General features: G+C 61.3%; 17 protein-coding genes. 12 read left to right on the top strand and 5 right to left on the bottom strand.

The annotated features are described in order from the left end of the window. Positions 1-6: 6 nt before the first annotated feature. The gene (locus tag ABAC402_RS27190) at positions 7-1,506 is read right to left on the bottom strand and encodes a TolB family protein (RefSeq protein WP_031235356.1); all 1,500 of its coding nucleotides are present in this window, start codon (positions 1,504-1,506) and stop codon (positions 7-9) included. Positions 1,507-1,909: 403 nt separating this feature from the next. Between ABAC402_RS27190 and ABAC402_RS27185 the strand changes: the two genes are divergently transcribed. Then, positions 1,910-2,878 carry an alpha/beta hydrolase gene (locus ABAC402_RS27185; RefSeq protein ID WP_082179877.1) on the top strand — a complete coding sequence of 323 codons (969 nt, stop codon included), beginning with the start codon at positions 1,910-1,912 and terminating at the stop codon, positions 2,876-2,878. A 162-nt stretch (positions 2,879-3,040) separates the two neighbouring features. Here the strand turns inward: ABAC402_RS27185 and ABAC402_RS27180 are convergent, their stop codons facing one another. After that, positions 3,041-3,652 (bottom strand): D-Ala-D-Ala carboxypeptidase family metallohydrolase, encoded by a 612-nt coding sequence (locus tag ABAC402_RS27180; protein ID WP_023448864.1) that lies wholly within the window; start codon positions 3,650-3,652, stop codon positions 3,041-3,043. Positions 3,653-3,846: 194 nt separating this feature from the next. Here ABAC402_RS27180 and ABAC402_RS27175 point away from each other — a divergent pair, with 194 nt between their 5' ends. After that, positions 3,847-4,401, top strand: a complete 555-nt coding sequence (locus tag ABAC402_RS27175; RefSeq protein ID WP_023448863.1) for a DUF924 family protein — start codon at positions 3,847-3,849, stop codon at positions 4,399-4,401. A gap of 39 nt (positions 4,402-4,440) precedes the next feature. Here the strand turns inward: ABAC402_RS27175 and ABAC402_RS41185 are convergent, their stop codons facing one another. Further along, positions 4,441-10,278: a polysaccharide lyase family 7 protein gene (locus tag ABAC402_RS41185; protein WP_162148510.1), complete on the bottom strand. Its 5,838-nt coding sequence runs from the start codon at positions 10,276-10,278 to the stop codon at positions 4,441-4,443. Positions 10,279-10,839: 561 nt separating this feature from the next. Between ABAC402_RS41185 and ABAC402_RS27170 the strand changes: the two genes are divergently transcribed. From ABAC402_RS27170 to ABAC402_RS27155, 5 genes are all read left to right on the top strand, one after another. Continuing rightward, the gene (locus ABAC402_RS27170; protein WP_031235352.1) at positions 10,840-12,984 is read left to right on the top strand and encodes a S46 family peptidase; all 2,145 of its coding nucleotides are present in this window, start codon (positions 10,840-10,842) and stop codon (positions 12,982-12,984) included. A gap of 244 nt (positions 12,985-13,228) precedes the next feature. Further along, a complete protein-coding gene (gene folE / locus ABAC402_RS27165; RefSeq protein ID WP_023448860.1) occupies positions 13,229-13,942 on the top strand; it encodes a GTP cyclohydrolase I in 714 nt (237 codons plus the stop codon). A gap of 7 nt (positions 13,943-13,949) precedes the next feature. Next, positions 13,950-14,381: a BLUF domain-containing protein gene (locus ABAC402_RS27160; protein WP_031235351.1), complete on the top strand. Its 432-nt coding sequence runs from the start codon at positions 13,950-13,952 to the stop codon at positions 14,379-14,381. A gap of 69 nt (positions 14,382-14,450) precedes the next feature. Beyond that, entirely contained in the window at positions 14,451-14,741 is a 291-nt protein-coding gene (locus ABAC402_RS0119945; protein ID WP_023448858.1) for a twin transmembrane helix small protein, read from the top strand. A 1-nt stretch (position 14,742) separates the two neighbouring features. Next, the gene (locus tag ABAC402_RS27155; protein ID WP_023448857.1) at positions 14,743-15,756 is read left to right on the top strand and encodes an NAD(P)/FAD-dependent oxidoreductase; all 1,014 of its coding nucleotides are present in this window, start codon (positions 14,743-14,745) and stop codon (positions 15,754-15,756) included. Here ABAC402_RS27155 and ABAC402_RS27150 read toward each other — a convergent pair. Both ABAC402_RS27150 and ABAC402_RS27145 read right to left on the bottom strand, forming a co-directional pair. Further along, entirely contained in the window at positions 15,717-16,814 is a 1,098-nt protein-coding gene (locus ABAC402_RS27150) for a nitroreductase family protein (protein WP_235079922.1), read from the bottom strand. The genes ABAC402_RS27155 and ABAC402_RS27150 overlap by 40 nt on opposite strands. 141 nt (positions 16,815-16,955) lie before the next feature. After that, entirely contained in the window at positions 16,956-17,210 is a 255-nt protein-coding gene (locus ABAC402_RS27145) for a GlsB/YeaQ/YmgE family stress response membrane protein (protein ID WP_031235347.1), read from the bottom strand. A gap of 310 nt (positions 17,211-17,520) precedes the next feature. Here ABAC402_RS27145 and ABAC402_RS27140 point away from each other — a divergent pair, with 310 nt between their 5' ends. The 5 genes from ABAC402_RS27140 to ABAC402_RS0119935 all read left to right on the top strand — a co-directional run bounded on the left by ABAC402_RS27140 (position 17,521) and on the right by ABAC402_RS0119935 (position 23,617). Then, positions 17,521-19,704: a xanthine dehydrogenase family protein molybdopterin-binding subunit gene (locus ABAC402_RS27140; protein ID WP_023448853.1), complete on the top strand. Its 2,184-nt coding sequence runs from the start codon at positions 17,521-17,523 to the stop codon at positions 19,702-19,704. Then, positions 19,701-20,171, top strand: coding sequence for a (2Fe-2S)-binding protein (locus ABAC402_RS27135; RefSeq protein ID WP_023448852.1), 471 nt, complete (start codon positions 19,701-19,703; stop codon positions 20,169-20,171). Before ABAC402_RS27140 ends, ABAC402_RS27135 begins: the two co-directional genes overlap by 4 nt. Before the next feature lie 113 nt (positions 20,172-20,284). Beyond that, positions 20,285-20,815 carry a gluconate 2-dehydrogenase subunit 3 family protein gene (locus ABAC402_RS27130; RefSeq protein WP_023448851.1) on the top strand — a complete coding sequence of 177 codons (531 nt, stop codon included), beginning with the start codon at positions 20,285-20,287 and terminating at the stop codon, positions 20,813-20,815. A gap of 111 nt (positions 20,816-20,926) precedes the next feature. After that, positions 20,927-22,642 (top strand): GMC oxidoreductase, encoded by a 1,716-nt coding sequence (locus ABAC402_RS27125; RefSeq protein ID WP_023448850.1) that lies wholly within the window; start codon positions 20,927-20,929, stop codon positions 22,640-22,642. 249 nt (positions 22,643-22,891) lie between these two features. Further along, entirely contained in the window at positions 22,892-23,617 is a 726-nt protein-coding gene (locus ABAC402_RS0119935; protein WP_023448849.1) for a hypothetical protein, read from the top strand. Positions 23,618-23,719 lie beyond the last annotated feature (102 nt).

Here is a 23,719-nt window from a genome sequence, read left to right as displayed (position 1 = left end):
CTGAAGTCAATCACCCGCTGGCCGGTAGCTGACGAAGGCGATCTGGGTGCTGTCGGGGGACCACGATGGCACATTGATCGTGCCCTGGCCGCCAAACAGCCTCGTCAGCACGACCGGCGCTCCGCCCGTCGCCGGCATAAGCCGTAAGCTTACATCCTTGTTGGCCGGGTGATCGCCCACTGCGACATCGGTGCCGAACGAGATAAAGGCGATCCATTTGCCGTCCGGCGACGGATGCGGGAACCAGTCGCGTGTGCCCTCCTCAAATGTCAGCTGTTGCGCGCCGCTGCCATCGGGCTTCATCCGCCACAACTTCATATTGCCGCTGCGGACCGAGTTGAAATAGATCCACTCACCGTCGGGCGAATAGTCCGAACCGTCGTCCAGCCCCGGTGAAGTGGTAAGTTGCGTTTCGACCCCGCCTTCGACAGGAATCGTGTAGACGTCGTAGTCGCCGCCACGACTGGCGATGTAGGCCAGGGTCTTTCCGTCCGGCGACCAGCCGTGCCAGTAGGACGGCGCGTTCGGCGTGATCAGTCTTGGCTCACCGCCCGCGGCCGGCAGGATATGGATGCGCGACTGGTTGTCGGGATGGGTTTGGTCACTGACCACGATCCACTTGCCGTCCGGCGAATAGCCGTGGTCATTGTTCATTCTGTTCAGCGTGCCGGTGTTCACCTGTGTCGGCATGCCGCCGGAGACGGGAATCGTGAACAGATGCCCCTTGGCATTGAACAGCAAGGTAGTGCCGTCGCGCGACCAGTTTGGCGCCTCGATCAGGTCCTTGGTGTGCCAGACGATGGTGCGGTTACGGCTGCTGATATCGAGCACTTCCAGAGTGCTTTCGGTTTTCGTCTGTGGTGTCGGCGTGGCGCGGGCGGGCAGGGCGCTCAACTCGACATTCGAAAACACGGCCGTCTCGGCGACCGAATTATTGTGCGAACTCAGGGCCAGCCCGGCCAGATATGCCCCACTTAACGGCAAGCGCACCCCGCCGCCGACATAGCGCATCTCACCGTCGGCGTCTGAAAGCGACATCCAGCCATAACCGTTCTGGTACTCCAGTTTCACCCGCTTGGCGCCACCCCGGGTAGCGACAACCTGATGGGTCTCGCCACCCTGGGTCTCGCGGTATTGCAACGACACCAGCCCGTCGCCATGGACCATGATGTCGATATAGGGGCTGCCAGCATCCAGGGTCTGGCGCAGCATGATCCCGGCCTTGCGGTGGGGATCGACGCCCTGGCCTTCGAAGGCAATGTCGGCGGCGATAACCACGTCACCTAAGACGGTATTGGCGGCGAAGAGGAAGGCGTCGGCTGCGCCCCAGATGTTGGCGCCACTGGCGGTCAGCCTGTAGGCACCTTCTTTGAAACTGGCCTGGCCGGGAAGGGCGGTGGCACCGACATCGACGTGTTTTTCGAAGACGCCGAGGGTGTCTCCGGCGATGGCTTGCGTGGCAAACAGGGCAAAGGCAGCCGTTGCCGCCAGGGCATGGAACTTCATGAAGGTCTTCTCCCACATCGTGCCACGATCATGCTACGCCGCGGCTATTGTAATCGATTACGAAGGTTAACAGATCTGGCGACATGAGGAAAGGGCGCGAGCGAATGCGACCAAAATGAAAGGAAGCGGGGGCGGTCAGCCGAATAGACTGGCCGCCGCGCACTGTTGAAACTGCAACCCTGCGGCGGGCCGACACGCAGTGCCGTGCCGGCACATGAACGAGCATATAAACACTTAAATTTGCTATAATTTGTCGGTAGCTGGGAATCGAACCGCCCTTATGGTACCGCTCACATTTTCAATTGCCATCCCACGAATACTGTGTAATTGTCGGACGAAACGTTGCCGGTTCCGGCGCCACTGCGGCGTCGCAGTGAGAGAAAAACGTGAAGGGAAGATGACCATGATAACGCAAATCTGCGGGGATAGGTTTGTCCCCATTGCCCGCCTGTTTCGCACCGCGACGGCCGCTGTAGCACTGGCCGTGGCTTGCGCGCTCGCCTCGCCGGCCCTGGCGCTGAACGACACTATGACGCCGATTGCAATTCCCGAGCAACCTAACGCCATTATGCTGGGCACCGGGCCCTTGCCGGGCGCGACCGCTGCCGAATCCTGGCACAGCCAGTATAACAGCGTCTTCGCGCGCAACGTTACGGTCGCCACCCTGACGCCGTTCCTGCCTGATCCGGCCAAGGCGACGGGCGCCGCGGTGATCGTTGCACCCGGTGGTGGCTTTCGCACGCTGTCTATGGAGAACGAGGGCTGGGATGTCGCCCGGGCCCTGGCTGAGAAAGGCGTGGCGGCCTTCGTGCTGAAATACCGTCTCAATCCGACACCGGAGGATATGCCAGGTTTCGAAGCCTCGATGCGCGAGATGTTTTCCGGCGCCGCGCGGCCGCCGCGTGCGACGCCACAAGAGGCCGTCGCCGGTCTTACGCCGCAGATCGACGATGCGCGCGCAGCCTTTGCCCTGGTCCGCGCCCGTGCCGCGGAATGGCATGTCGATCCCGACCGCATCGGCATGATCGGCTTTTCGGCTGGCGCGATGCTCACCATCGCGACAACCCTGGCCGGCCAGGAGGCGAAGCCCGCCTTTATAGCCGATATCTATGGCCCGCTGGCACCTGTGACGGTGCCGGCCGACGCGCCGCCTCTGTTTGTTGCGCTTGCCGCCGACGATCCCTTTTTCGCCAACAGCGGTTACGGGCTTATCGACAGTTGGCGTGCTGCCCGGCGCCCGGTCGAGTTCCACCTTTACGAACAAGGCGGCCATGGCTTTGGCATGTATGCGAAGGAAACCACAAGCACCGGCTGGTTCGACGCCTATGTCCGCTGGCTGGCCATGCACGGCCTGCTGAAGCCGAAAGCCTAGCCGAAACTTTGGAATCCTACGGTCTTCCCTCTCCCCACCGCTTTGAGGGGAGAGGACGAGAGCCAAGCGAAGCGTGGGCGATCGGGTGAGGGGCTTCGCTGAAGGACCAGCGCACGCTGCCCTCTCCGAGCCTGACCTCCAAATCCGAACCCGCGGAAACCATCACGCCCCGTTGCACGGCGATGTCGCGCCCGTTCCATCTGCACCCCAGGTCCGATACCGCTTGCTGTCGAGATGAAAACGCACGCCGCTGTAAAACCCCAGCCCGATACGCCCTTTCTGTCCTTTGTCGCGATGAACCTGGCACATCTCCTTGATCAGTTCACCCCGCGAGAGTCCAGCTTCCGGCACCAGATCCAGCGCGAAGTAATTGCGATGCGCACTTTGCTTCGCGCCACCGGAACACCCATTGAGCTCCGGATTGCGATAACCGGACACGGCCTGAACCCTGCCGATCCTCGGCTCAACCTCGGTCCGGATATAACGCAGCACGGGTAAGACATTGGGCCACAGTTCCCTAGGCGGCAGCTCAAACGCCGTTGCCTTGCATGCCTGCCAACGCGAAGAGGTCCGTAAGATCTGATAGGTCGGCAAAACACCCGCGACTCCGTTGCTGGCGAGATGTGCTTCAAACGCCTGCACCTGCGCCGCCATTCGGTTATCCGTCACCCAAGCCTGGTAGGCGGCTTCGGAAACATCGCCCTCCGGCGTCGCCGCAGCGCTGGCTGACAACCCGACCAAACAGCCCGCTATGGCGATGATAAGACGCTTCATTAATCTTCCTTCTCGTCCCCATTTCTTCAATGGGGAGTGGGGCGGCCCTTTGCCATAGCGAGCAACGGAGCCGCCATGGGGCGACCGCGTCGAGACGGAGGGGTCCTTTTACTTTCCCCTGCTGCCGACACCGTGATTGGCATGGATGATCCGTCTGAATTATGTCAGTTTTTGGCACGAATGGAGGTACCACCATGACCAACGAACAGACTTCGGTTATTGACTTCTGGTTCAGACACCTGACGCCGGACGACTGGTTCCGCGGCGGAGCGGACCTCGACGACGAGGTGCGCCGTCGCTTCGGCGACCTTTTGGCGGCCGCTCGCCAGGGCCAATACGATGACTGGGCGCAAACCCCACGGGGCCGGCTGGCGCTGATCCTGGTGCTCGACCAATTCTCCCGGCACATTCACCGTGGCTCGCCGGAGTCCTACGCCGTCGACGATAAGGCGCAGGAACTGGCTCTCGACGGCATCGCGCGTGAAATGGACAAGGTCCTCACCTTCGCCGAGCGCCATTTCTTCTACATGCCGCTGATGCATGCCGAGGACGCGACCCTTCAACGTCTGTGCGTCGCGCAGTTCACGGCGCTGAAAGCCGGGGCCGATGAACTGCTAGCTTTTGCGACGGGCCATTGCGCTATCGTGGAGCAGTTCGGCCGATTTCCCCATCGTAATTCCGTCCTCGACCGCGACTCCACGCCGGAAGAAACGGCCTATCTCGCCGCAAACAACAATCCATTTGGCTGACTATAGGTTTCCTTGAATTTGATCCATGGCAGCGCAGCGTTACCAGATCATTTGGCTTATCACATCGGTCTGGGTGGCGCTTAACACGGTGATGATGTTGCCCCCGCCCAGGTTGATCACGACATCCATTCCCACCTGAGTGACCAGGGCGACATTGGCAACCCCACCCGTATGGGCATTGACATTGATCGTGTCGTTCTGCGTCGCGCTGAAATCACCAACCATGTCCGTGCCGCTGGCTGTCCCGAACAGGAAGACGTCTGCGCCAAGGCCGCCGGTCAGGAGATCGTTGCCAGCCCGGCCGTCCAGAGTGTTGGCCCCGCTATTGCCGGTCAAGGTGTTGGCCAGACTATTGCCCGTGGCGTTCAGGTCGGCGGCGCCGGTCAGGATCAGAGCCTCCACCGCCCGTCCGAAGAGCGAATAGGTCACCGTCGCATAGATAAGGTCCGTCCCCTGCAGGTGCTGCTCGACGACCGTGTCGGTGGCGTTCTGGACGTAGTAGGTGTCATCGCCCAAACCGCCGGTCAGGGTGTTGATGCCGCCATTGCCCGTCAGGACGTTGTTTAGCGCATTGCCCGTGGCGTTGACATGGTTGATGCCGATCAGCGTCAGGTTTTCGACATTGTTGCCCAGCGTCCAGCTAATGCTCGACAGCACGGTATCCATGCCCTCATTGGCGTTCTCGACCGTGCTGTCGCCGGAATTCTGGACGGTATAGGTGTCGTTGCCGCCGCCACCGATCAGGATATTGTCGCCGGCATTGCCGGTCAGGCTGTTGGCCAGGCTGTTGCCGGTAGCCGTCAGCGCTTCCGTCCCCTGCAGGATCAGGGTCTCGATCGCCCGGGCGAACAGCGAATAGCTGACGCTGGAAAAAACCGTGTCAGTCCCTTGCAGGTGCTGCTCGATAATCGTGTCCGTCGCATTCTGAATGTAGTAGGTGTCATCGCCTAACCCGCCGGTCAGGGTGTTGATGCCGGTATTGCCGATCAGCACATTGTTCAGCCCATTACCCGTCGCCGTGACATGGTTGATGCCGATCAGGGTCAGGTTCTCGATATTGGCCGAAAGCGTAAAGTTGGCGATGGCAAAGACAGTGTCGGTACCTTCGCCGCTGTTTTCGACCACGACATCGCTGCTGGTGTGGACCTTGTAGCTGTCATCGCCCAGCCCGCCGGTCAGCACATTGACCGCCGTGTTGCCGGACAGGTAGTTGTTCAACGCGTTGCCGAAGCCGTCAACCGCCTCCGATCCCGTCAGAGTCAGGTTCTCCAGGTTTTCCGCCAGGGTCCAGGTCCGGCCGGACTGGACCGTGTCCTTACCCGCGCCGGCCGCTTCAACGACCAGGTCGCCGTCAGTGACCACATAGGTGTCATCACCCAACCCGCCCGTCAGCGTATTGACCGCACTGTTGCCGAACAGGAGGTTGCCCAGATCGTTGCCAAAGCCGTCGACCGCAGCCACACCGGTCAGGAACAGGTTTTCGACATTGGCCGCCAGGGTCCAGGTCGCGCTTGACTGGACGATATCGATCCCGCTGTCAGCACCTTCCACAACCACATCACCCGTGACATCGACGATATAGGTATCGTTGCCCAGCCCGCCCGAAAGCGTGTCAACACCTGCACCGCCGTCCAGCCGGTTGTTACCGATCGTCCCGATAAGGGTATTGCCAGCGACATTGCCCGTCGCGTTCAAATTACCTGCGCCTGTAAGCGTCAACACTTCCGTTCCGGTATCGAACAACTTGTAGCTGACCGAGGCGATAACCGTGTCGATGCCAGCGTCGGCTTCGACTTCCTGGGTCAGGTCCTGGACATGGTCGACCGCGAAGGTGTCGTCGCCCAGTCCGCCGGCATAGGTGTCCGCGCCCAGGCCGCCATCGAGCAGATTGGCGCCGGCATTACCGGTCAGGATGTTGGCCAGGCCGTTACCCGTGGCGTTGAGGTTGGCCTCGCCGGTCAGGGTCAGGCTCTCGACCGCGCGTCCGGCCAGTGAATAGCTGATCGATGAGACAATAAGGTCCATGCCCGCGAGGTGGTTTTCGACGACATTGTCGGCGGGGTTGTCGACGTAATAGGTGTCGTTGCCGCCGCTGCCGATCAGTCGGTCAACACCGCCGCCGCCGTCCAGCCAGTTGCCTCCGCTGTCACCGGTCAGGGTGTCGTGGTAGGCAGAGCCGCTCAGACCCTCCATGCCGACAAGATGGTCCATGCCCAAGGCAAGGGTGTTCTGCGCCTGGTTTTGCAGCAGCAGCGATACCGTGACGGCCGCCCCCGCTGCGCCATAGGATGCGATATCCCTACCGTCGCCGCCACTTAAGGTGTCGTCGCCCAGGCCACCGTCGAGCCGATTATCGCCCCCGTCGCCGGTCAGGCTGTCATTGTAATCCGACCCGGTCAGGTTCTCGATACTCTCGAGTGCATCGCTGCCCCCGCCGCCGGTAGGTTGCGCCCCGTTGATGCTGAGATCGACCTGCACAGCAAACGGCGCGCTGACAAAGCTTGCCGTATCCGAGCCATTACCGCCCTTCAGCAGATCGTCATTCGACCCGCCGTCCAGCACATCATCGCCGTCGCCGCCATTGAGGGTGTCACGGTCATCCTCGCCGGCCAGTGTGTCGTCGCCGTCAGCTCCATGGAGCACGTCATTGCCAGGATTGCCCGTGACAAGATCGTGACCTGATCCGCCCAAAAGTTCATCGTCGCCCGCCGCGCCATCGAGCGTGTCATGGCCACTCACGCCATAGACCCGGTCATCACCGTCCGTTGCGACAAACATGTCGGAGGCCTGGCTGAGCGCTACAGCAACAAACGTGTCCGCGACAAAGTCGCCCTGCGAAAGCGTCGTCTGCGAATTTCCAGCGAATTCAACCGCCACATCGGATTCGTCGAACACCAGGTTGCCGTTGCCATCGACCACCAGATACATTGCCCCGCCGAAATGCGTATACCAGGCCTGAACAAAGCCTAATCCCACATCATCCCCCGGCAAGGACGCCCCGTAGGCGAAATTCAAGGCATCCATCTGGCCGCGAAACAGCAGCGTCGCACCTGCGACTCCCCAGGGGCCGGGGGTTTCAGGATTCCCGTCTTCGCCGCCCATGGTCATGCCATGGCTGATGCCGAACAGACCCAGCCGATCTCCCTCGGCGCTGTTAAAGTCCAGCACCCGTTCAATCTGCTGCGCCTGGCTCCATCCCGGGCTCCATCCCGTGACGTAGAAAAGGTCCGCCCCGGCGCCGCCCGTAGCACTTTGAAATCCATCGAACGGGCCGTCTGACGACGAAACTGTCCCTACCTGCAGAACATCGTCACCGTCGCCGCCAAACAGTTGCGTACCGTCGGCCCAACCGCTCGCCAGAACATCATCGCCGGTATCTCCCGACAATGTACCCGTGCCAAACAGGTTATCATTCCCGTCACCGCCGTTCAGGCTGTTGAAGCCACTGTTATCGAAGAGATCGTCGCCATCGTCCCCGCCAGACAGAGTATCATCGCCCGCATCGCCGCGGAGATCATCATTACCGGCGTCTCCGTTCAACTGATCGTTGTCATCCCCGCCATAGAGTGCGTCCCGGCCAAGCCCGCCCGACAGACTATCATCCCCGCCGCCGCCGAACCCCAAATTTGGCAGATCATTGAACGCTTGCGCATCGCCAAGCGCAGTGCCACGCCATCCCAAAAGGTTGTCAACAAAATCCCCCGTCGTCAGTGAAGATGCACCGTTCAAACAGACTAACAGATCGCCTGGCGAAAACTGCCCGTCATCATTGCCGTCGACCCAGACCTCGACCCGGCTTAGCGCTACATTTTGATACCATGACACATCAATCAGATGGTCGCCGATGAATTCCGGTGCCAGCAACGTCGCCGCAATGCCAGGCGCGTCCGCAAACGGACCAGCATGTTCCGTCAGGTTCAACACCAGGGGCCGGTTGTCGTAGAGGCTCGGCAGGTGGATCAGGTCGCCGCCCGGCAGGCCGGCACCTTCGAAATCCGTAATCACATCGATCGCAGGGGGCGAACTTTCCGAACCCGGATGAAACTCAAAGACAAACCGGTCATTGCCCGCCCCACCTTCGAGCACATTATTGCCGGTTCCACCGTCCAGCACATCATCACTGCCCAGCCCGGCCAGGCGATCATCGCCGGCCCCGCCGCTGAGGCGATCCACACCGCTGCCGCCGGTCAGGGCGTTATGGCCGACGTTACCCTCAATGAGATTGCCGAGCCCATTGCCCGTGCCGTCGATATCGGCTGCCCCCATCAGAACCAGATTTTCAACGTGGTTCCTCAGTTCATAGCTGACCGCACTGAAAACCGTGTCGCTGCCCTGCCCAGCCGCCTCAACAACGACATCCCCGCGGCTATCGACCGCGAAACTGTCATCGCCCTGACCACCGACCAGCCGGTCGTCGCCCGTTCCTCCGTCCAGTTCGTCATCGCCGATCCCGCCGTCGAGCGAGTCAACGCCCATCCCTCCGCTCAGCCTATTGTTGCCGGAGTTTCCCGTCAGGGCGTTATCCAGCCCGTTGCCGACGCCTGAGACCGCGTCGCCGGTCAGGGACAGGGTTTCGACATAGTCGCCCAGTTGCAAGTCGACATAGCTGATGACCAGGTCCTTGCCGGAACTGGCCAACTCGATTACGTTGTCTGTGGCCGCGTCGACGACATAGGTGTCATGACCGCCCCCGCCACGCATCGTGTCGGCGCCCGGGCCGCCCTCCATTCTGTTGGCCCCGGCATTGCCGAACAAAGCATTGTCCTGGCTGTTTCCGGTCGCATGGATGTCGCCGGAGCCCATCAAGACAAGGGTTTCGACATCGTCTGCCAGGGTGTAGGTGACGGTTGCCAGTACTTTGTCCATGCCACCGTCTGGATCGGAATTTTCGGTGATACGATCGTCCGTATGATCGACCAGATAGGTATCGTTGCCACTGCCGCCCCAAAGGGAGTCGGCCTCATTGCCACCGTTCAGCCAGTCGTCGCCGTCGCCGCCATACAGACTGTCGGTCCCACCATTGCCGTTGACGATGTCGTTTCCGCCATCGCCACTAAGCAGGTCCGATGCAATACCGCCGTTCAGATTGTCGTTGTTGACGCCGCCAGACAGATCGACGCTCGCTTGCGGTATGGCAATGCTGACCAGTCCCTCCAGGCCCTCGCCTGGCGCATGGCCGAAATCCAGTCCGTAGAAGGCTACCTCGCCGGTGCCGGTTGCCGTCGTTTCATTGGCGCCGAGATAAATGCCGGCCTTGAAGTAAAGGTCGTCGTTCTCCCAGACGCTGTTGACGGCGGTTGTGATGGAATAGGTTTGATCGTCAGCATAGACCTCTACCGTGAGCCACTCGCCTTGGACGTCGATCTTGTAACTGAACTTTTCGCCGATATCGATGCTGCAGGACTGGTTCGCCGCATTGCGCAGTTCGAACCGGGTTTCGGTGTTGTTCGCCCCGGCACGATCATTGACGAAATAGACCGTCCCGGAATCGTAGTAGAGTCTCACCAGTTCATCGCTTGTGCCATGAACCTGGCCGATCACAACCTTGGCCAGGCGTTCGTCGCCGAGGGTTGGGCAGCGGTTGACGGCGAGGGTGGCGGTCAGGGTGCCGCCGTCGCGGGGTTGCCAGGCCGCCGGCTCGCCATCGATGAGTTCACGCAGTTCGCAGCGGGCATAGTTGGATCCGGGCGTCGTGGCGCCGTCGACCGGAGCGCTGAAAATCATGGCTCCGTCGGTACTGACGTAAAAATAGAGCGGATCAGCATACTGGGTGAGGTCGTGGATGGTTTCGGCCGTGCCGGACGTGCTGCCCTGGCGGTCGACCGGAACGGTCAGCTTCCATTTCGTCAGATCAAAATGGTCTGAGTTAAAGGACACAGCCATTCTCCCGGCGACGGATTTTCACAGTTCGATGCACGCCCATAGGTTTTTCGCAAACACGATCATTCAAAAAGTAATAAAATGATAAATATAAAAGTGTCCATAGATTTTTCTATGTAAAGTGACACTTTAGATTTGCGCTCGGATAGACATGTGGCGGTAGTGACCATTTAATATTGTCACAATTGTCAAAAATACACGTTAACCACCTTAATTTATTGAAGTTTTTTCGCTGCGATGGTTTGTATGTGAACGACGTGTCTGTTATTTTTGAGGTTTGGCGCCCGAGCACAATCCGAAAGTTTGCAAGCCCGCACGGGCGTCAAGGTTAACGCAAAATCAAAAGGCGCGTCCCGCATGTTTCAATTGTCGGTCGAGCGCCAGGCCGAGAACGCGGAAAAAAGAGCTTCTATTCATTCGTCCACCTCGCCCGCCCGGCGGCTCTTCACCCGGCCTTGCCCGAGCATGGACCTCGCCGGCAGGCATTTTCAGATTGTCATAATAGAAACGATATGCCATGCGTTACAAAATAACGGTTTTTGTGACAGGAGGCATTTCATGCGTTTCTCCCTTTTGGCAACGACAGCACTAACCTTTGCAATGGCGGGTTTCGCCCCCCTGGCTCAAGCCGATGAAGGCATGTGGCTGCCGAACCAAACCGCTGGCATTGCCAAACAACTGACCGAGGCTGGCCTGAAAATGGACCCGACCAAGCTGGGCGATTTCACGGCCGCGCCGCTGAATGCGATCGTCTCGCTGGGTGGCTGTTCGGCAGCCTTTCTGTCGCCGGAAGGCCTGGTCGCCAGCAATCACCACTGCGTCTACGGTTCGATCCAGTACAATTCGACCCCGGCGGCCGACTACCTCACCAACGGCTTCCTGGCCAAGACCTTGAAGGACGAACTGCCGGCGGCGCCGGGCACCCGGATCTTTGTCATCGAGGATCTGCGCGACGTCACCGCCCGGATGAACCAGGGCCTCACCCCCGCTCTGTCCGGCCAGGCGCGCTTTTTGGCCCTGGACACCAACCGCAAGGCGCTGATCGCCGAGTGCGAGGCCCAGGCCAACCGCCGCTGCGACGTGCGCGCCTATTTCGGCGGCGCCAGCTACTATCTTCAGCAGCAACTGGAAATCAAGGACGTCCGTCTGGTCTATGCCCCGGCGGGTGGCGTCGGCAATTTCGGCGGCGAGACCGACAACTGGATGTGGCCGCGCCATACCGGTGACTGGGGCTTCTACCGCGCCTATGTTGCGCCGGATGGCTCGTCCGCCGCCTTCGCGCCTGAGAACGTGCCCTATAAGCCCAAGGCCCACCTGAAAATCGCCAGGGACGGCGTAAAGAATGGCGACTTCGTCATGGTCGCCGGCTTCCCCGGCGTGACGACCCGTCTGGTTACCGCCGCCGAAGCCCGTTTCAGCTTCGAAAAATCCTCGCCGCTGCAACAGAAACTGCTGTCGGACTATTCCGACCTGATCGCCAAGGTGACGGCCGGTGACCCCGACGCCACGATCAAATATGCCTCGATCATCAAGGGCGCCGATAACTACAAGAAAAAGACCCTGGGCGAAATCGCCGGCGCCGACGCCATCGACCTGAATGGCCGCAAGGAGCGCCAGGAAGCCGCCTACCGTGCTTGGGTCAAGGCCGACGCGGCGCGCACAGCCGCCTATGGCGCCGCCATCACCAACCTCGACAGTCTGGTCGCCGAAGACCAGGCGGCGCAACTGGATACCATGCGCACCGGCACGATCAGCCGCGGGCAACTGCTGACGGCGGCACGCCTGGCCTACCGCTTCTCTAAGGAACGCGAAAAGCCCGACGCCGCCCGCGAAAGCGGCTACCAGGACCGCGACCGCCGCCAACTCACCGAACGCCTGACCTCGATTGAACGCCGCTATGTGCCGCGCGTCGATCGCGCCCTGTTCGAAGCCGCCCTGGTGGAATACAAACAGGCCTCGTCGGCCGGACAGGACCCCGCCTTCCTGACCAAACTCGACGCCATCGGTATCGAGCGCCTCTACGCCGAAACGCGCCTGGCCGACACTGCCACGCGCCTGGCCTGGCTGGACAAGACGCCGGCCGAGTTCGAAGCCTCGACCGATCCGTTCATTCAACTGGCCGTGGCCATGTACCCGGCCGACATCGCCCGCGAACAGAAGGCCAAGGACCGTACCGGCCGCACCCAGGCGGCGCGCTCCGTCTATGTCGCCGGCCAGATTGCGTATGAGGCCAGCCAGGGCCGCACCCTCTATCCCGACGCCAACGGTTCCCTGCGCTTCACCTATGGCCACATCAAGGGCCGCGAGAAGGACGGGCAGATCTGGACGCCGTTCACGACGGCTGCGGGCCTTCTGGCCAAGCAGACCGGCAAGGGTGACTTCAATGCACCGGCCAATTTCATCGCCCAGCTCAAGGCCGGCGACTGGGGCAGCTATGCCGCGCCGGAACTGGGCACCTTGCCGATCAACTACCTGTCGACGGTGGACATTACCAATGGCAATTCTGGTTCGTCGACGCTGAACGCCAAGGGCGAATTTGTCGGCCTGGCCTTTGACGGCACTCTGGATGGCGTCATTTCCGACTGGTCGTACGAGGCCTCTGTCAACCGCACTATCCATGCCGACAGCCGCTACATGCTGTGGACCATGGACAAGGTCGACGGGGCCCAGCGTCTGCTAAAGGAGATGGGTGTCGCACCTTGAACGGGTAAGGTATCAAGCCAGGGGTGACAAAGCGTTCGAAGCCGGTTTCGAACAGATTTATGTCGCGTATCCTGGCCATCCAGACCCTAAGCAGCAGCGTATAAGGCTGAAAACGACCTGCGTCCTGCCGTCAGGCTGAATCTGTGCTAAATTTTGTTTTGTCGCGCAATTTGACCGAAAACGGGAGCGCCCGTGCGGGTGCTGCACACTTTGTCGGATTGCGCTCTTGCGAAAGACCTCAAACATGCCTGACGCATTGACGCCGGCTCCGGATACCGAAGACGACCCCGTATCTGTGCGAATCCGCAAACGCCTTCAAGATTCGCGGGCGCGCTTTCTGGCCAACGACAATATTTCGGCGTTTCTGGAGCCTGGCGACGCTGAAGCTCTGGAAAGCGAAGTCGCGGAGAAATTTGCTGCCGTACTGGAAAGCCTGGTCATCGACATCAACAACGACCACAATACCCGCGACACAGCCCGCCGTGTGGCCAAGATGTACATCCAGGAAGTCTTTGCCGGCCGCTATCGCCCGGCGCCCGATGTCACCGAGTTCCCCAATATTTCCAGTCTGAATGAGCTGCTGATCATCGGCCCGATCACTGTTCGCAGCGCCTGCAGCCACCATTTTTGCCCGATCATGGGCCGGTTGTGGATCGGGGTCATGCCCAACGGCCACTCTAATCTGATTGGCCTGTCGAAATATGCCCGGATCGCCGAATGGATCATGTCACGCCCGCAAATCCAGGAAGAGGCTGTTACCCTTCTGGCAGAACGCTTCATGGATCAGGTCAAGCCCGACGGCCTGGCGATCGTCATGGAGGCCGACCATTTTTGCATGCACTGGCGTGGGGTCAAGGACACATCCTCCAAGATGATCAACAGCGTCATGCGGGGCTCGTTTCTCAAGGACCCGGCCCTGCGCCGGGAATTCCTGTCGCTTATCAACCTTAACCGCTGAGGCTTTCATGCTCGTCCGCTGCCTTTACACAAGTCACGTCGCCGAGCCCATGAGCCCCGCGCTCCTGGCCGGCATATTGGAGCAATCGCGCGTCAACAATCCGCCGCGCGGCATCACAGGTCTGTTGTGCCATACCAGTGAGGTGTTCGCCCAGGTGCTTGAGGGCGGGCGGGCGGAGGTCTCGGAACTGTTGGGGCGGCTGATGCGCGATACGCGGCACCGCAACGTTACGCTCCTGGTTTACGAGGAGATCAAGGAGCGCAGTTTTGCCGGCTGGTCGATGGGGCAGGTCAATGTCGACGCGGTCAACCCTGGCCTGCTGCTGCGCTATTCCAACCGTCCCAAGTTTGACCCCGAGGCCGGTTCCGGCGAAAGCGCCATGTCGCTGCTGCTGGAACTGATCGCTACCGGTGCCATTGGCTGCCAGGCAAAGCGCTAGCTCGACTGCGTCAACCTGTCACGGGACTTTGCGGACATTATCGTGATCGCCTTGGCGCAACGGGACGTAATGCGGGTGTCCATCTCGGACAAGACGGCTTTTGCCACCGCAGGGCCGCAGCAATTTGCGCAGTTTGAAGGCGGGTCTTTTATGGATATTCTGCTGACGGTTTTGATCGCCGTGTCCTTGCTCGCGGTCGTGGCGACATTTGTGATCGGCATGTTCGCCTTCGCGCGCAACGGCAAGGAGGCCGGCGCGCTGTTGAACCGCATGATGGCGTGGCGGGTGAAAACCCAGGTCGTCGCCATTGCCGTCTTGCTGATCAGCATGTGGCTGAAGACCCGGACGTCTGGCGTCTGACGTGGAATTCGCCACCGCTCGCATCGCCGTCATTGGCGCCGGCATGGCGGGTGCGGCGTGTGCCACTGCGCTGCAAGCCGTTGGCCGATCGGTCAGCCTGTTCGACAAAGGACGCGGGCCCGGCGGTCGTATGTCGGCCCGGAGCGTAACCGTCGGGGAGGATATCGTGCGGTTCGACCATGGTGCGCAGTATTTCACCGCCCGAAACAGTGGATTCCGTGCCCAGGTCGCGGCCTGGCACGCGCGCGGCATTGTGGCACCGTGGCCGGCAGCCGGTGCCGGGGCCTGGGTCGGCACCCCCGCCATGAACCGCCCGGTTGCGACCCTCTGTACGGCACTGGACGTGACGTTTCAGGCCCATGTGTCGGGGCTGAGACGCGACCCGTCAGGCTGGCGACTGAACGGCGAGGGCGTCGATTCCGGGCCCTACGCCCAGGTCGTTATCGCAGCCCCTGCGGAACAGGCCGCCGGATTGCTTGCCGACATTGACGGAGTGTCAGATCAATGCCTCGTAGATCCGGCCCTTTTCGAACGGATTCAGGCCACCCGATCGGAGCCTTGCTGGACGGTCATGGCGGTCTGGGAGTCGCCGCTGGCGTTTTCGCTCGACACCTATCGCGGTGCCGGCGACATCATCTGGGCAGCGCGCAACAGCGCCAAACCGGGCCGCAGCGGACCGGAAGCCTGGGTCATTCAGGCCTCACCCGTCTGGTCACGCGCTCACCGTGGCGCCGACCCGGCAGAGGTCTGCGCTGACGTGTTGCGGCTGTTCGCCGAAACGTGCCGTGTGCCCGTGCCCACGCCGGCGTTTGTTCAGGCCCATAGCTGGCTCTATGCTCGTTCCGGTAGCCTTGGCCAGGCCTGCATTTGGGACGCCGGCCTGGGACTCGGTGTCTGTGGCGACTGGCTCATCGGACCGCGGGTCGAGGCCGCCTGGCTGTCGGGAACATCCCTCGCTGCCGAGATGAATGGCGTTTACGTCAATACGGCGTCGACTGGCCGGCGCGCCGAATAGGGCAGAGCGTCGCCGTAGCCGAAACGCATCACAATATCGGGGCGTCGTTCCGGCAAACCCACCAGGGCCGCCAGGTCCGGGCGAAGATGCGCCACCTCGACCGGTTGGTTAACAAAGGCATGTTTGAGCCCAAGCGCGGTTGCCTGCAGGGCGAAGCGTTGACAGGCCCGGCCCGCCAGAACCCAATGCTCACGGTCGTCCTTGTGCGCAACAAACACCACGAGGCCGGCGGAAGAGGCGATCTGACGCGCGTATTTTTCGTTCTCGGCCTTGGCCTTGAACGTCTGGTCAAACAGGTTCGGCCCCAACCCTTCCGGCAGAACGGGACTGCCGCTGCAGGCACTGAACAGGCCATCGCCTGTCTGCATCGCCCGCCTCGGACTGAAACGCAGCCACGCCTTGAGCTCTGCCAGGAAGGCCGGGTCCGCCAACTGCGCGCTGTTGCCAGCGACGATCAGATCGCGCACCCGGCGCATTTGCGCGCGCTGCGTGAGGATGACCACGTCGACCCCCGGCACCGCAGCCGCTTTCTCGAGCGCCGTCACATCCCTTGCGCTGACGGTTCGGCCATCATAGTCGCCGCGCGTCGACTGCCGTTTGGTGATGGCATCGAACAAATCGGGCCGGGCGGGTTCGCCACCGCCGAACGTAAAGGTCACGGCGCCCTTATGCGCCGGGTCGAAGCCGAGCTGGCCTGACTTTCCGCGTTCGGCGCAGGCGATGGCCAGGTTCTCGGCGGCGCAGCCCAGGCTGACATAGAGATGGTGGTTGTCCGGATCCACGACGGGGATTTGGCGTACGGCATCAGGCTCGATCGCCAGGCCACGATCCGAGATTCGGAAACGCCAGGGCTGCGTGTTGTGGCTGTTCGCGGCCAGCGTGGCATAGCGGATGAAGTCACGCATTTGCGGCATCTGGGTAAGCCCTGCACGGCTGGCTGCGACTGCGGCGTTGTAGTCGGCCATCGACCCCATCCTGCGGGTGGCCATCCAGGTCGCCCCTGCCCCGGCAATTGCAACGGCCCCACCGGCCAAAAGCACTTCGCGTCGTCCGATCATGGGTCGCCTCATCATTCAAAAATGATTGGGAGTGTAAGAAATGGGTCTTTACGCTCGTCGTGCGCTGCCGGGCACCGCGCTGCGGCGTAATACCAACCCACGACGAGTCAAGATTTTCGCGGGTTGGTATAAGGCGATCGGTCAACCCCTCCGGACCAGCCGGACGACCAACAGCAGGACGACGGCGCCGGCGGTCGCGGTGACGATCGCGGCCAGTATTCCGTTGCCGATATGTATTCCCAGGGCGCCGGCCAACCAGCCACCGACGAAGGCGCCAATAATGCCCACGACGATATCGCCGATCAGGCCGAATCCGCCCCCCTTGACAATAGCGCCAGCGGTCCAGCCTGCGACCGCGCCCACCACGAGCCAGATGATAAGGGTTTCAAGGCTCATGAGATGCATCCGGAGTCTATGACCCTGCCTGAGTGGCGGATCGGAAAGTCATCCTGCAGGGCTGCCAAAAATCTACCAAATACGCCTTCCTTATGTTTGCGAAAACCTATCAAATCGACGGGATTTCTCACGATCCGTGGGTGCGTGCGCCTGCAAAGGTCCGCAAGGACCTCGTCGGCATACCCTTCATGGTTTATTGAAGCGTGACCGACAGTAATGGATTTCCAGCGTCAGGATGTGTTAGAATTAAAGCGCGACTTGGGAACTTTCCTGGTTTCAGTCTTATTGTGAGCCTTGGACGGAGCCTGATATGGACGATATCGCAGGGAAACCCCGCCGCTCCCTGATCACCCGCCGCGGCCTTCTGGTGGCTGGGGGCATAGGGGGCGGCACGGCGCTGGTTGTCGGGGTCGCCGCTGCCAACCTGACCAATATCATCAGCATCGGCGCGGAAAAGCCCGACCTTAGCGCCTTTGGCCCCTTTGTCAGGATCACGCCCGACGGCTGGGTCACGGTCGTCAACAAGCACCAGGAGATGGGCCAGGGGGCGCACGTCGCCCTGGCCGCCATGGTCGCCGAAGAACTGGACGCCGACTGGGACAAGGTGCGCGTCGAGGCGGCGCCGGCCAATACAGCCGTGTACAAGAACCTTAGCATGGGTATGCAGGCGACGGGCGGATCGACGGCGACAGCCAATGCCTGGGATCAGTTCCGGCGCGCCGGTGCTGCGGCCCGGGCCATGATGGTGGCGGCGGCCGCCGGCACGTGGCAGGTCGCCGCCAGTGAAATCAAGGTGAAGAATGGCGTGGTGTCACATCCGGGCTCCGGTCGGACCGCACCGTTTGCCCAACTTCTGGACGCCGCGGCCAAGATCGCGCCGCCGCAATCGCCACAGTTGAAGTCGCCCGACCAGTTCACCCTGATCGGCACCGATCGCGTTCGCCGCAAGGACAGTCTCGCCAAGTCGACCGGTCAGGAGCGCTACACCCAGGACGTCTTGCTGCCGGATATGCTGACCGCCATGGTCGCCCATCCGCCGCAGTTCGGCGCCAGGGTCGAAAGTTTTGACGGTGCCGCCGCCAGGCTGGTGGCCGGCGTCGTCGATGTGTTCGAAATTCCCAGTGGCATCGCCGTGGTGGCCAGCCATACCTACGCCGCCAAAAAGGGTCGCGACGCTCTCAAAGTTACCTGGAATACCGACAAGGCGGAAAAGCGGTCGACAGGCGAACTGCTGGCCTGGTATCGCGAGATCGCGACCGGTAAGGGCAAGCTGAAACCTGAAACGATTCACAAAAGCGGAAAGCCGGACAAGGCCTTTTCCGGCGAGGTTTTTGAAACCAGCTTTGATCTGCCCTACCTGGCCCATGCCGCTATGGAACCGATGAATTGCGTCGCACAGGTCGACGGAACCAGGGTCAAGCTGACCTTCGCCTCGCAAATCCAGACCGTGGACCAGGTCAACACGGCCATTGCCGTGGGAACACTGCCGGGCATGGTCGAGATCGAGACGCTGTCGGCCGGCGGGTCCTTTGGGCGGCGCGGCAGCCTTACTTCCGACTACACGGTCGAATGCGTCCACATCGCCAAAAAGATTGGCGGCAACCGCCCGGTCAAGCTGGTGTGGACGCGCGAAGATGACATGTCGGCAGGCTGCTACCGACCGTTGTCGCACTACCAGGTGTCGGTAAAGACCGATGCCGACGGCTATCCACAGGCATGGCGGCATATCGGTGTGGCGCAGGCCCTGATGCCTGTTGGCAAGAACACCGCGGCGGTTGAGGGGCTGGGCAAGGTGCCATACGTTGCCATGGCGACGGACGTCGACATTCAGGTTTATTCGCCCAGGTTTCCTGTGCCGGTCAGCTTCTGGCGTTCGGTCGGCGCCACCCAGACCATCATGGTGACCGAGCATGTCATCGATCAACTGGCGCGACGCGCAGGCAGGGACCCGGCCGACTACCGCCGCGAAATCTACCGCCGCATGGGCGACAGCCGGCGACTGGCCGTGCTTGATCTGGCTTGCCAAAAAGCCGGCTGGGGCAAGCCGCTCGAGGCCGGCTGGGCGCGGGGCCTGGCTGTCGGCGAAAGCTTTGGGACGGTGGTGGCGCAGGTTGCCGAGGTCAGGCTTGTCGACGGCCGGCCCGTGGTCCGCCGCGTCGTCGGCGCCGTCGATTGCGGGCTTGCCGTGGCGCCCGACCAGATTGCGGCCCAGATGGAAGGCGGTACGGCGTTCGGGTTGAGTGCCGCACTTTACAGCCAGATTCTGCTGCGCGACGGCCAGGTCTCCAACACCAATTTCGATAGCTATCCCATCCTCAGGATCAACGAAATGCCCATCGTCGAAACCCATATCCTGCCATCGACCAACAAGCCCTCAGGGATGGGCGAACCGGGAACGCCGGTGATCGCTCCGGCAGTAGCCAATGCCATCCTGGCTCTGACGGGTAGGGCGACCCGCAGCCTGCCGTTTATCGATGCAGAGGTGGTGTCATGAGCTTCACTCTTACCGTCAATGGCGTTGTTCACACCGTCGAGGCTGACGCCGACACGCCTTTGTTGTGGGTGTTGCGCGATAGCCTTCACCTGACCGGCACCAAGTTCGGCTGTGGCGTTGGTCAGTGCGGCGCCTGCACGGTCCATATCGATGGCCAGCCGCTGCGGTCGTGCACCCTGGCGGTCGCGGATGCCGGCGACCGCAAAATCACCACCATCGAAGCCGTTTCCGGCCCTGAGGCCAGAGCCATACTGGCGGCCTGGGTGGCCGGCGACGTGCCGCAGTGCGGCTACTGCCAATCGGGCCAGATCATGAGTGCGGTTGCCCTTCTTCAGGAAATTCCACGCCCTTCGGACAACGACATCGACCTGGCGATGAACGGTAACATCTGTCGCTGCGGCACCTATATGCGCATCCGGGCGGCGATCAAGGCAGCGTCGCAGGAGGTTAGGGCGGGGAGGGCATGATGAAACTCGCGCGCTTGTTCTTGATCCTTGGCCTTGAGCTTCACTCGAAACATGTCAGTATGGTAGGACAATAAAAAGGTTAGCGGGTCGGTGCGACCTGACGGGAGTGAAACATGGATACGCGTCGGCAGGTCCTGCAAGGACTGATTTTCAGCCTTGGCGGGGCTGCGGCCCTGTCAGCCTTCGACAAGGCTCAGGCAAATCCAGCACTGGCGGCAGAACCCCATGGGCCCGGGTTTTACACCCCGGATGAACGGGCGCTGGTCACTTTTCTGGCGGATGCCATCGTCCCGCGTACCGACACGCCGGGCGCTGTCGATGCCGGCGTTCCCGCAGCCATGGACCATCTCCACCAGACCTGGGCCTCGGCAAAGACGCAGGCCGGGCATCGCGCCCAACTGGCGGCGATCAAGGCGCAGTTGGTCCGTTCCGGAGGGCTGAAACTCGAGGCGCTGAGCGAACTCGACGCCGCCGCCTTCAGCCAGAATACCCATTGGGAGTATCGCGCCGTCAAATCGCTGATCGCCACGGTCTATTACCTGTCTGAGCCCGGCGCAACTCAGGAGCTTCAGTACGAACCGGTCCCCGGACGATGGATCGCTTCGGCGCCAATCGGCGAAATTGGCCGGACATGGGCGTTGTAAAGTTGGGGCCTTTTAAGGTTGGGGCCTCCTAAGGTTCGGGCCTCCTAAGGTTCGGGCCCTATGGATCCTGGGGCGTTGCGGCAATAACAAAGACAATTACAGGTGAGCGTGATGAACAACGAATTCGATGCCATTGTCATAGGTTCGGGGATGAGCGGCGGCTGGGCTGCCAAGGAACTGTGCGAAAAGGGCCTCAAGGTGCTGGTCCTGGAACGCGGTCGCGAACTGAGTGTTGAGAAAGACTATTCCGACATGCTGTCGCCGTGGGAGTTGCCCAATCTCGACCGTATCGCGGAAGACGAACTCAAGACCCACTATCCCATGCAGTCGAAGTCCGTCGGCTACGCCCTGCACGAAACCACCAAGCAGTTCTGGGTCAAGGAGGACGAGCAGCCCTATGAGACGCCGCAGGACGCCCCGTTTGAGTGGGTGCGCGGCTATCACAGCGGCGGCAAGTCCCTGATGTGGTCGCGGCAGTCCTATCGCTTTGGCCCGCAGGACTTCGAGTCCAACAAGAAGGACGGGCACGGCGTCGACTGGCCGATCCGCTACGACGACCTGGCGCCGTGGTACGACCATGTCGAGCGCTTCGCTGGCATTTCAGGTGACCGCGACGGAATCGCAAGCCTGCCCGACGGCGTCTTCCAACCGGCCTTCGAGCTGACCCTGCCGGAAAAGGCGTTCGCCGAGCGAGTCAACAAGACCTTCCCGTCGCGCCGCGTGATCGCTGCGCGCGTCGCCCATCTGACGGCGCCGACCCAGGAACAGATGGACCTGGGGCGCGGTCCGTGCCAGGTGCGCAATCACTGCCACCGTGGTTGTTCTTACGGGGCCTATTTCTCGTCGGTATCAGCCACCCTGCCGGCGGCGCGGCGCACCGGCAACATGACCCTGGTCAGCTACGCCATCGTGCAGGCGATCGATTACGATCCGGCAACGAAGCGCGCGTCCGGTGTGCGGGTGATGGACGCCAATACGCGTGAGACCAAGACCTACAGCGCCCGTTTGATCTTCCTGAATGCCTCGACCGTCGCGTCGACCCTGATCATGCTGAATTCGCGGTCTCAGGCCTTTCCGGGCGGCCTGGCCAACAGTTCCGGGCAACTGGGCCGTAATCTGATGGACCATTTCGGTGGCGCGGGCGCCAGCGGAGACATGCCGGAGTTCGACGCCTATTACTATGCTGGCCGGCGTCCCGGCGGCATCTATGTCGCCAACTACGCCAACATCACCGAACACGACAAACCGTTCCTGCGCGGTTATGGTTTCCAGGGGTCCTCCGGGCGTCGCGGCTGGACAGGTAACCGGCCGGGCCTCGGCGCGGATTTCAAGCAGGCTAACCGCACGCCCGGGAGTTGGAATATCGGGATTTCGGCCTTCGGCGACATGCTGCCCAATTATCGCAACCACATCCGCCTGCACGAGACCAAGACGGACAAATGGGGCATGCCCGTTGCCGTTATCGACTGCCGCCTGGGTGACAACGAACTGAAACTGATGCAGGCGGCATCGAAGGATGCCTTTGACATGCTGACCGCTGCCGGTTGCGTAAACATCCATTCTACCGAAGACAGGGGCGTCACGATGGAGTCGCTGACCTCACCCGGCAACAAGATCCACGAGATGGGCACGGCGCGGATGGGGCGCGATCCAAGGACTTCGGTACTCAACGGATGGTGTCAGTCCCACGACGTCCCAAATCTGTTTATTACTGACGGCAGTTGCATGGCCAGTTCAGCAGTGCAGAACCCATCCCTGACCTATATGGCGCTGACGGCACGCGCCGCTAATCACGCGGCGCAGTTGCTAAAGGACGGCGTCCTTTAGGCTGGATCGGTAAACTACCGATTCTGATCACCTTGGCTCGGCCGGCCGAAAGTTTGGTAGAGCACAATCCGATAAAGTGGACGCCACTTTGTCGGCTTGTGCTCCACTCATGTGCCAACGATACAGCGGCATCGTCGAAGTGCCGGCCCTGTAGACGCATTGAGACAGCAACAACTCGTGTAGGATCCTTACAAAATAACGCCTACCTGATATCGGCCCGATTTTTGTGGTTGGTTAAGGTGACCTGCGATGACCAGCCGTTTTGGCTTTTGGGCCGCCTTTTCTGCCTTCGCGGCGAGTGTTGCCTATGGTATCCTGCAGATCCTTCAGGTGTTACACGTGCTGCCCGACCCGTGGGATCGCATTCTGATATTTGCGCCGTCATTGGTGCTAAAGCGCAATCCGATAAAGTGGGCACCATTTTTCGGAAAAATTGCGCGACAAAACAAAAACTTAGAGCGGGGTTTTGATTCCATCAAAACTCATCCCGCTCTAGCGCCTGCTTTTGTGCTAACCATGGCCGCGGTTCACGAAAACACGCCATCGCACAAACGCGTTTATAGCCTGTCTGCCGTGGCCCTGGCCATCATGTATGGTGTGCTTGTCAGCATCGTCTATATCACCCAGCTCGGCGTGGTCATACCGCGCGACCTGCAAGGGGTCGGTCCCAGCGTCGCCTACCTCGCCTGTTGCGGCCAGCACCAGTTTATGACGGGGCTTGACCTTCTGGGCTACACCTTGATGAGCTTATCAACGCTCTTCGCAGCGTTGGTTTTTGTAGCCAAAGGCCCGCAACGCCCCGTCCGGCTTTGGCTCGCCGCCAACGGAGCTCTGGCGCCGGTTCTGCTTGGTCAACTGGTTTGGCCCGGCCTGATCCGGGCCGGCGCCCTTTGGCTGATCACCTTTCCCGTAGCGATGATGTATCTGGCGCTTAGCTTTAAGCGCGGCCGCGGCATCCCTGAGTCCTCGCCATGAGGCCCGGATCAGGCCGGGTCGCCAACGGATTGATCCAGCGCATGGCAGCCGCCGGGCATCCGGCGCAAGAGAGCGACATTATCCACGAGCGGCCATGACGGA

It is taken from the genome of Asticcacaulis sp. AC402 (assembly GCF_000495835.1).
Lineage (GTDB): Bacteria > Pseudomonadota > Alphaproteobacteria > Caulobacterales > Caulobacteraceae > Asticcacaulis.
The sequence above is the reverse complement of the archived record's forward strand: the minus strand, read 5'-3'. Positions and strand labels throughout refer to the sequence as shown.